Source organism: Halobacterium sp. CBA1126 (assembly GCF_009741975.1).
Lineage (GTDB): Archaea > Halobacteriota > Halobacteria > Halobacteriales > Halobacteriaceae > Halobacterium.
In genome coordinates this window covers 1-7,738 of sequence record NZ_WPCF01000111.1, presented here as the reverse complement: position 1 = coordinate 7,738, position 7,738 = coordinate 1, and the positions used below count along the sequence as shown (strand labels likewise).

At 69.1% G+C, this 7,738-nt stretch carries 11 protein-coding genes; 4 read left to right on the top strand and 7 right to left on the bottom strand.

Going from position 1 to position 7,738, the window contains the following annotated elements:
• Positions 1-69 precede the first annotated feature (69 nt).
• Entirely contained in the window at positions 70-354 is a 285-nt protein-coding gene (locus tag GJ634_RS12870; RefSeq protein ID WP_157503241.1) for an amphi-Trp domain-containing protein, read from the bottom strand.
• A 93-nt stretch (positions 355-447) separates the two neighbouring features.
• On the opposite strand from GJ634_RS12870, the gene GJ634_RS12865 reads away from it, so the two are divergent.
• Both GJ634_RS12865 and GJ634_RS12860 read left to right on the top strand, forming a co-directional pair.
• Positions 448-621, top strand: coding sequence for a protein translocase SEC61 complex subunit gamma (locus GJ634_RS12865; protein WP_157503239.1), 174 nt, complete (start codon positions 448-450; stop codon positions 619-621).
• 1 nt (position 622) lies between these two features.
• The gene (locus tag GJ634_RS12860; RefSeq protein WP_157503237.1) at positions 623-1,060 is read left to right on the top strand and encodes a transcription elongation factor Spt5; all 438 of its coding nucleotides are present in this window, start codon (positions 623-625) and stop codon (positions 1,058-1,060) included.
• A 228-nt stretch (positions 1,061-1,288) separates the two neighbouring features.
• Here the strand turns inward: GJ634_RS12860 and GJ634_RS12855 are convergent, their stop codons facing one another.
• From GJ634_RS12855 to GJ634_RS12845, 3 genes are all read right to left on the bottom strand, one after another.
• Positions 1,289-2,011 (bottom strand): fumarylacetoacetate hydrolase family protein, encoded by a 723-nt coding sequence (locus GJ634_RS12855; protein ID WP_157503235.1) that lies wholly within the window; start codon positions 2,009-2,011, stop codon positions 1,289-1,291.
• A 46-nt stretch (positions 2,012-2,057) separates the two neighbouring features.
• On the bottom strand, positions 2,058-2,399 hold the full coding sequence (locus GJ634_RS12850) for a hypothetical protein (protein ID WP_157503233.1): 342 nt from the start codon (positions 2,397-2,399) through the stop codon (positions 2,058-2,060).
• A 212-nt stretch (positions 2,400-2,611) separates the two neighbouring features.
• Positions 2,612-3,772 (bottom strand): acyl-CoA dehydrogenase family protein, encoded by a 1,161-nt coding sequence (locus GJ634_RS12845; RefSeq protein WP_394350897.1) that lies wholly within the window; start codon positions 3,770-3,772, stop codon positions 2,612-2,614.
• A 112-nt stretch (positions 3,773-3,884) separates the two neighbouring features.
• Between GJ634_RS12845 and GJ634_RS12840 the strand changes: the two genes are divergently transcribed.
• Positions 3,885-4,640 carry a PHP-associated domain-containing protein gene (locus GJ634_RS12840; protein ID WP_331714173.1) on the top strand — a complete coding sequence of 252 codons (756 nt, stop codon included), beginning with the start codon at positions 3,885-3,887 and terminating at the stop codon, positions 4,638-4,640.
• On the opposite strand, the gene GJ634_RS12835 is transcribed toward GJ634_RS12840, so the two are convergent.
• The 3 genes from GJ634_RS12835 to GJ634_RS12825 all read right to left on the bottom strand — a co-directional run bounded on the left by GJ634_RS12835 (position 4,637) and on the right by GJ634_RS12825 (position 6,113).
• On the bottom strand, positions 4,637-5,119 hold the full coding sequence (locus GJ634_RS12835; RefSeq protein ID WP_157503231.1) for a metal-dependent hydrolase: 483 nt from the start codon (positions 5,117-5,119) through the stop codon (positions 4,637-4,639). The genes GJ634_RS12840 and GJ634_RS12835 overlap by 4 nt on opposite strands.
• Before the next feature lie 84 nt (positions 5,120-5,203).
• On the bottom strand, positions 5,204-5,722 hold the full coding sequence (locus GJ634_RS12830) for a CinA family protein (protein ID WP_157503229.1): 519 nt from the start codon (positions 5,720-5,722) through the stop codon (positions 5,204-5,206).
• 40 nt (positions 5,723-5,762) lie between these two features.
• Positions 5,763-6,113: a nuclear transport factor 2 family protein gene (locus GJ634_RS12825; RefSeq protein WP_331714172.1), complete on the bottom strand. Its 351-nt coding sequence runs from the start codon at positions 6,111-6,113 to the stop codon at positions 5,763-5,765.
• Positions 6,114-6,216: 103 nt separating this feature from the next.
• Between GJ634_RS12825 and GJ634_RS12820 the strand changes: the two genes are divergently transcribed.
• A complete protein-coding gene (locus GJ634_RS12820; RefSeq protein WP_157503225.1) occupies positions 6,217-7,323 on the top strand; it encodes a pyridoxal phosphate-dependent aminotransferase in 1,107 nt (368 codons plus the stop codon).
• Positions 7,324-7,738: the final 415 nt, after the last annotated feature.

The following is a 7,738-nucleotide window of genomic DNA, read 5'->3' as shown; positions in this document are numbered from 1 at the left end:
CCGGCAGTGAAACGCGCGGCTTCGCCGCGCGTATGCTCTCTGCTCAGCACGGCGGGTCATAACCCCGCGCTATTCGATTTCGAGTTTGCCGCTCTCGCCGGCTGCCTCGCCGTCTTCGGGCCATTCGAGTTCGAGCTCGACGCTCAGTTCTTTCGCGCCGTCGGCCGGCCCCTCGCGTTCCGCCTTTACCTCGAACGTCGGGCGATTCGGCGGGTCGAGCGTAACCTCCTCGCCGCCCGCTTTCAGCGTGATTGCGCCGCCGGATTCGAGGTTGTCGGCAATCGTGCGAAGGTAGGTGGCGATTTCCTCGCGGCTGCGGTCGCTCTCGGACTCGAAGAGGACTTCTTCGGGCATACCACGTGATACGTCGCCGGCGCGGATAAGCGAGGGGGCCGGTCGTCGCTCGGCATCAATAGATAAAAGAGCGCTCGCCGACTCTACCCCTGTATGGACGTTCCCCTAGAGCTTTCCGCGTACACGCGCGTGCTCCGGCTGGCGAGCACGCCGTCGTGGGAGGAGTTCTCCCAGATTTCGAAGATCGCCGGCGCCGGCATCCTGCTGGTCGGACTGCTCGGCTTCGTCATCTTCCTGCTGATGGAAGCAGTCACGTCGGTGATATAAGATGGGCGTGTACGCAGTCAAGACGACCGCGAGCCAGGAGCAGACCGTCGCGAGCATGATCGCGAACCGCGAGGCCGACGAGATCCACGCGGTGCTGGCGCCGGACGCGCTCACCAGCTACGTGATGGTCGAAGCGGACGACCACAACATCATCGAGCGCGTGATGGACGAGATCCCCCACGCCCGCAGCCTCGTCCCCGGCGAGTCCGGCATCAGCGAGGTCGAGCACTTCCTCTCCCCGAAGCCCGACGTCGAGGGCATCGCGGAGGGCGACATCGTCGAGCTCATCGCCGGCCCGTTCAAGGGCGAGAAGGCGCAGGTCCAGCGCATCGACGAGAGCAAGGACCAGGTCACCGTCGAGCTGTACGAGGCGACCGTCCCGATTCCGGTCACCGTCCGCGGCGACCAGATTCGCGTGCTCGACTCCGAGGAACGGTAGCGTCCGCCGAGCGGAGCGAGGCGGTTCACTGCTCGCGTCCGTCGGACGCGAGCAGGGTGTTTTTCACCACGTTTTTGCAAGGAGTGGTCGCCGAAGGCGACCCGACGCAGCAAAAAGTGGTCGCGTGACAGTCCGCGGCGACCAGATTCGCGTGCTCGACTCCGAGGAGCGGTAAAAGCGCTCCTCAGGCAGTGCGAGCGGGTTCCGAAGAACGAACGCGACCGGAGCTCAGTTCTGCGGTTCGACGATAGTGTTCTCGAGCGTGCCGACGCCCTCGTACGTGATTTCGACGGTGTCGCCGGGTTCGACGAGCCCGGGGTTCGCGGGGCTGCCGAACGCGATGACGTCCCCGGGGTGGAAGGTGAACCGCTCGGAGAGGAAGGAGACGACCTCGTAGGGGTCGAACAGCATCAGTTCGGTGTTGGCCTCCTGCCGGCGCTCGCCCGCGACGTCGGTGTGCATGTCGATGCCGCGCGGGTCGACGTCGGTCTCGATCCACGGGCCGAGCGGGCCGGAGCCGTCGAAGGCCTTGCGCGCGGTGCGGCCGGGCTGGTCGAGCGCGTCGAGGTCGTTCATCACGGTGAACCCGCGGAGGACGTCCGGCACGTCGGCCTCGTCGACGCGGTGGCAGCGCTCGTCGACGACCGCCGCGAGCTCGCCCGCGTACGTCAGTTCGTCCGTGAACGTCGGGTACGGGACGTCGGCGCCGTGGCCGACCGCGGAGACCGGCGGCTTGATGAAGAAGTCCGGCTGGTCGGGGCGCTCGTAGTCCATCTGGTCGAGGGTCTCGGCGTAGTTGCGGCCGACGCAGTACAGCGCCGACGGGTCGCAGGGCGGCGCGAGCCGGCCGTCCTCGCCGACGACGTACTCCGCGTCTTCGGTGACGACGCGGCCGTCCCGGTACTCGCCGTCGACGACGCCGTCGTCGGTCTGGAGTCGTGCGAGTCGCATGGCTGGACGTCACGGAGGCGCGGCAAATCGCTTACGAACGACGAAACTAGCTCGTGGTGGCGTGGGCGGCCTCGGTGGCGTCGGCGACGTCGACGGCTTCCTCGCTCAGGAGGTCTTCGAGCACCGACGGGTCGATGGCGTCGGCGACGTCGTCGAGGACGCGCTCGCGCTCGCGGATGGCCTCGGCGTCGCCGTCGTAGAAGCGGACGTACTCGGCGCGCGTGTGCTCGCGGAGCCCGTGCTTGACGGCGAAGAAGCCCTCGGGGACCGCCTCCCCGCAGATCTCGCACTCGTGGGCGTCGTGATCCGCGACCTGATGGGCCAACAGCGCCTCGACGCTGCCGAACGTCGACCCACAGCCGACAATCGCACACTCCCACGCGGACATGGGTCTCTGTAACCTGAGCGCGCAAATAAAGGTTGTGTCGCTTTCTCGACCACTGAACCCGGAGCGTCCGTCGTTCGTCACCGCTCCGTCAGACGAATTATCGGAATCGAGACCGCGAGTAGACAGTCGTTACCACGCAACAATCGGCGCCAGATGAGAGCGAAAGAGAGGTTCTCGAGGGGGTTCGCAGATTCTGGGCCGTTGAGGAGGTCTTACTGTTCGCCGCTCTGCCGGTAGATGAGGTTGCGCTGAATCTCGTTGGCGCCCTCGTAGATGACCGGGATGCGGGCGTCCCGGTAGACGCGCGCGATGCGGCGGTCGGTGAGAATCGAGCGGCCGCCGTGGAACTGCATCCCCTGCTCGGCGTTGTCGACGGCGACCTCGGTGGACTTCGTCTTCGCCATCGCCGCCCACAGCCCGGGGTTGTCGTACTCCTCGACTTTGCGGGCGGCGCGGTAGTTCAGCGCGCGGGCGGCCTCGAACTCGAGGCGCATGTCCGCGAGGCCGTGCTGGACGGCCTGGAAGTCCGAGACGTGGCGGCCGAACTCCTCGCGCTCGTGGACGAACGCCCACGCCTCCTCGAGCGCGGCCGCGGCGAGGCCGAGGCCGTGCCCGCCGACGACGACGCGGCCGTGGTTGAAGAAGTCCGCGAGCATCATGAACCCGGCCCCCTCGCTGCCGATGAGGTTCTCCTCGGGAATCCGGCAGTCGTCGAAGACGACGTGGGCCTGCTTGGACGCGCGCATCCCCATCTTCTCCGGGATGTGTTCGGCCTCGTAGCCGTCGGTGTCCGTGGGCACGACGAACAGCGAGTAGTTCATGTAGCGGTCGTCGGTGTCCCCGGTCTTCGCGTACACCGTCACCCAGTCGGCTTCGACGCCGTTGCCGATCCAGTACTTCTCGCCGTTCAGGACGTACTCGTCGCCGTCCTTCTCGGCGGTCGTGTGCATGCCGGCGAGGTCCGAGCCGACGTCGGGTTCGGAGACCGCCAGCCCCGTGATCTGGTCGTTCTCGGCGACCGGCCGGAGGTACCGTTCCTTCTGGTCGTCGGTGCCGTACTGTTCGAGCATCTCGGCGCCGAAGCTCGCGAGCTGGAGGGTCAGCGCGATGCCGGCGTCCGCGCGGTAGAACTCCTCCGCGACGGCCAGAATCTGCTCGAGGTCGAGGCCGCGGCCGCCGTACTCCTCGCCGATGTCCTGGGCGACGAGGCCGGCGTCCATCCCGGCCTCGAGAATCTCCCACGGGTAGTCGCCGGTCCGGTAGTACTCCTCGGCGTTCGGCGCGATGTGTTCCTCGGCGAACTCGCGGGCCTCGCGCTTGACGTCGCGGGCGTGCTCGGGGACGAGGTCCTCGGAGAGCAGGTTCAGACTCATACCGGCCGTTGGGACGCCACGGGGATAAGCGCCCACGAACGCGCGACAGCGGGCGCGGAGTTTATCCGCCGGAACCGTAAGCCGCTAAACCGCGGCGCGCGAACCCGGGAGCGTGCCGACGACACGGGTCGACCTCCACGCGAAGGTGCTCGACGACGAGGCGGTCCGCCGCGCGAAGGCCGCCGGCATCGACGTGCTGGTGTACGCCCCGCACTTCACGCGGCTGCCGGACGCCCGCGAGCGCGCCGCCGAGTTCTCCGACGACGAGCTGCTCGTGGTGCCGGGACGGGAGGTGTTCACGGGGTCGTGGCGGGACCGCAAGCACGTCCTCGCGGTCGGGCTCGAGGACCCCGTGCCGGACTTCGTGACACTGGACGGCGCGTTCGCGGCGTTCCGCGAGCAGGGCGCCGCGGTGCTCGCGCCCCACCCCGAGTTCCTCACGGTGAGCCTCACCGCGGCGGACGTCGAGCGGTTCCGCGAGGACGTCGACGCCGTGGAGACGTACAACCCGAAGCACTTCCCGTGGGACGACGACCGCGCGAGCGCGCTCTCGGCGGCCTACGACATCCCCGGGTTCGCGTCCTCGTACGCCCACCGGCCGGAGACGGTCGGGGGCGTGTGGACGGAGTTCGACGCCGCCATCGACTCGGAGGCGGACCTCGTGGCCGCGCTCAAGTCCGGGGTGTCGCGGCGGACGTACCACCAGCGCAACCCCCGGTTCCGGGCGCGCGAGCTGGCGGAGAAGGCCCACCTCGCGTACGAGAACACGTGGGAGAAAGTCGACCGCCTGTTGTTGTCGGGGATGGAGCCGACCCACCCCCGGCACATCGCGTACGGCGGCGAGTTCGACGACGTCGCGGTGTACTAGAGCAGGCCGCTGACGGCGTCCGTGGGGACGTACTGCGGGGCGACGTGGACGACGACCGCGATGGCCGCGAGTTCGACGAGCGTGATGACGACGGTGACCGCGCTGGCGTACTTCGAGACGGTGGCGACGCCGACCGGCAGCCCGTACTCCTGGTCCGAGAGCGGGTAGAACAGGGCGATGCCGCGCTTGCTGCCGACGACGTCGAGCACGTAGTGGGTGGCGACGCCGATCCAGACGTACTGGAGGTTCCCGAAGTACATCGGGAAGACGTACAGCAGCGCCAGCACGGGGATGTTGTGGAGGGTCTTGCGGTGCTTCCCGAAGTCGGTGTCGACGTCGGGGAACAGCGCGCCGAGCACGACGGGGATGAGCACTGCGGCGATGGTGTGCAGCGTCTCGACGCCGCCCGCGGGGTAGAGCACGTAGCCCAGCCCGACGGCGAGCAGGATGCCGTTGAGGATGTGGTCGCCCTTGTTCATCACTCGGGCCGAGCACGCCCTGCCACGTGACGGTTTCGGCACGCGCTCGCTACTACCGGACGCATCCGTCCTCGTCGCGGAACGTCAGTCGCAGACGTCCTCGACTTCCTCGCGGAGTTTGCGGAGCGCGCGCCGCGCGATCTGTTCTTTGATTTCGGTCCGGGTGCCGTCGAACTCGCGGCGTTCGACGGCCGTGTGGCTCGACTGCGTGCCCCACTCGCCGGCGTACGCGACGCCGATGTAGACCGTGCCGACTGGTTTCTCCTCGCTGCCGCCCGTGGGACCCGCGATGCCGGTGGTGGAGACGCCCCACGTCGTGCCGGCGGCGTCCCGGGTCGCCTGCGCCATCTGCCGGGCGACGGGTTCGCTGACGGCGCCGTGTTCGTCGAGGGCCTCGCGGGCGACGCCGGTGTCGAGCTTGGCGTCGTACGTGTACGTCACGAGCGTGCGGTCGAAGTAGTCGCTGGACCCCGAGACGTCGGTCAGCAGCGACCCGATGAGCCCCCCGGTGCAGGACTCGGCGGTCGCGACCGTGTGGCCGGCGTCCGGCAGCAGGTCGTTGAGCTCCTCCTCTATCGGCGGGTCGGCGGCGTACTCGCGCATGCCCGGCGCTACCGGGGCGGCGAGCAAGAAGGTGGTGGCGTCAGACCGTGTCGCGGTCGGTGTACGTGTACCGCTCGGCGATGCGGCCGTCCGCGAAGACGTGGACGTCCGCGAACCCGAACTCCACGCGGTCGCCGTCCTGCACGCCCGAGAACGTCCCGCGGACGGCCGCACGCCCGTCGTCGACGAGCACGTCGTGGACCTCGTGGCTGCCGTCCTCGAGCGGGCGGTCCTCCCGGTAGAACGCTTCGAGGGCGTCCTTCCCCTCGATGGGCGGCTGGCCGGGGCGGTCGTACACCACGTCGTCGGCGAACAGCGCGAGCAGGTCGTCGATGCGGTCGGCGTCCACGGCGTCGTAGTACTCGCGGACGCGGGCTTCGTGGTCGGTCACGGGCGGACCGACGGCCGGCCGGCGAATCAACCGCAGAGTAGCGGCAAGCGCCGCTCGTTTCCGCGGGCGAAAGAGCCACGTGCCGGGGCGGCGACGCTGGCGTATGGAGTACGAGGAACCGCTGTTCTTCCGCGTGATGGAGTACGCGGTGAAGTCGGACGCGGACGTGGTGAACATGGTCTCGGGGAACCCCGACTGGGGGTCGCCGCCGTCGCTCGCGGAGGGGCTCCACGAGTACGCCGACACCGGCGGGAGCCGGTTCCAGTACCCGCCGAGCGAGGGGCTCCGGGAGCTCCGCGAGGAGATCGCGGCGCGCCGGCAGGTCCCCGTCGAGGAGGTAATCGTCACGAACGGCGCCGGGGAGGCGAACTACCTGGGGATGTCGCGCGCGCTGGAACGCGGCGCCGGCGACGAGGTCGTGATGGCCGACCCCGTCTACCCGTACTACCCGGGGAAGACGGACATGCTCGGCGGCGAGCAGGTGTTCGTCGACACCGCCGCTGACGGCAGCCTCGACCCCGCTGACGTGCGCGCGGCGGCCGGCGAGGACACCGCGTGCATCATGGCGACGACGCCGAACAACCCCACGGGCGCGGTGTACGGCGAGGAGACGATGCGCGAACTCGTCGCCGTCGCGGAGGAGTACGACGCGGTTCTGGTCAGCGACGAGGTGTACGACCACTTCGACTTCTCCGGGCGGTTCACCTCGGCGCTGGAGTTCGACTCCGAGCACCGCATCGTCGTGAACGCGTTCTCGAAGTCGCTGGCAATCACGGGGTTCCGCGTGGGGTACTGTATCGCGCCGGAGCGCCACGTCGAGCCGATGAAGTCCCGGCACATGCTGACGAACGTCGCCACGTCGCGGCCCGCGCAGGCGGCCGTGCTGCACGCGCTCCGCGAGACCGACCCGAGCTACTACGAGGAGACCCGGGCGACGCTGCGCGAGCGCGTGGACACCTTCACGTCGGCGCTGGACGACGCGGGCGCTGAGTACACCGAACCGGACGGCGGCTTCTACGTGCTCGCGCGCTTCCCGGAGTTCCCGGGGACGCTGGAGAACACGTACGAACTCATCGACGAGGCGGGCGTCGCGGGGATGCCCGGCTCCGGGTTCGGGACCGCCCGCGAGGAGTGGCTGCGGTTCGCGCTCGTCACGCCGCGCGTCGAGGAGGCCGCCGACCGGCTCGCGGCGTACTTCGACGACCGGTAGCTCAGTAGCCGCCCGCGTCCGAGAAACACCGCCCGCAGCGGCAGGCGTCGAAGTCCTCGACCGCGACGTCGACGCGACCGCGCGGACGTCGTCGTGGCTCACGTCGTTGGTCGCCCCGCACTTCGTCCGGCTGTGGGGGTTCTCCACCCCCTTCTTGTGGACGGTCGCGGTGCGCTCGTTCAGCACGCCCTCCATGCGTGCCACTAACACACTCGCTGCGGAAAACCACTCCGGCCAAGACGTTCGGCGCGCCGGCGAGCGAGCCGCGACCGACGGATTGACCCCGCTGGGCCGCCGACGCAGAGGTATGGACGAAATCGAGGTCGAGGCGGTCGACTCCCTCGACCCCGGGGTGGTCGGCGGCACCGCCGAGTACGTGCTGTACGGCGGGAAGGGCGGCGTCGGGAAGACGACG

Bases quoted from the DNA above. Each gene is read 5' to 3' on its own strand.
- GJ634_RS12820 (WP_157503225.1), top strand. From the start codon at position 6,217: ATGGAGTACGAGGAACCGCTGTTCTTCCGCGTGATGGAGTACGCGGTG.
- GJ634_RS12830 (WP_157503229.1), bottom strand. From the start codon at position 5,722: ATGCGCGAGTACGCCGCCGACCCGCCGATAGAGGAGGAGCTCAACGAC.
- GJ634_RS12845 (WP_394350897.1), bottom strand. From the start codon at position 3,772: ATGAGTCTGAACCTGCTCTCCGAGGACCTCGTCCCCGAGCACGCCCGC.
- GJ634_RS12865 (WP_157503239.1), top strand. From the start codon at position 448: ATGGACGTTCCCCTAGAGCTTTCCGCGTACACGCGCGTGCTCCGGCTG.
- GJ634_RS12850 (WP_157503233.1), bottom strand. From the start codon at position 2,399: ATGTCCGCGTGGGAGTGTGCGATTGTCGGCTGTGGGTCGACGTTCGGC.
- GJ634_RS12835 (WP_157503231.1), bottom strand. From the start codon at position 5,119: ATGAACAAGGGCGACCACATCCTCAACGGCATCCTGCTCGCCGTCGGG.
- GJ634_RS12855 (WP_157503235.1), bottom strand. From the start codon at position 2,011: ATGCGACTCGCACGACTCCAGACCGACGACGGCGTCGTCGACGGCGAG.
- GJ634_RS12870 (WP_157503241.1), bottom strand. From the start codon at position 354: ATGCCCGAAGAAGTCCTCTTCGAGTCCGAGAGCGACCGCAGCCGCGAG.
- GJ634_RS12860 (WP_157503237.1), top strand. From the start codon at position 623: ATGGGCGTGTACGCAGTCAAGACGACCGCGAGCCAGGAGCAGACCGTC.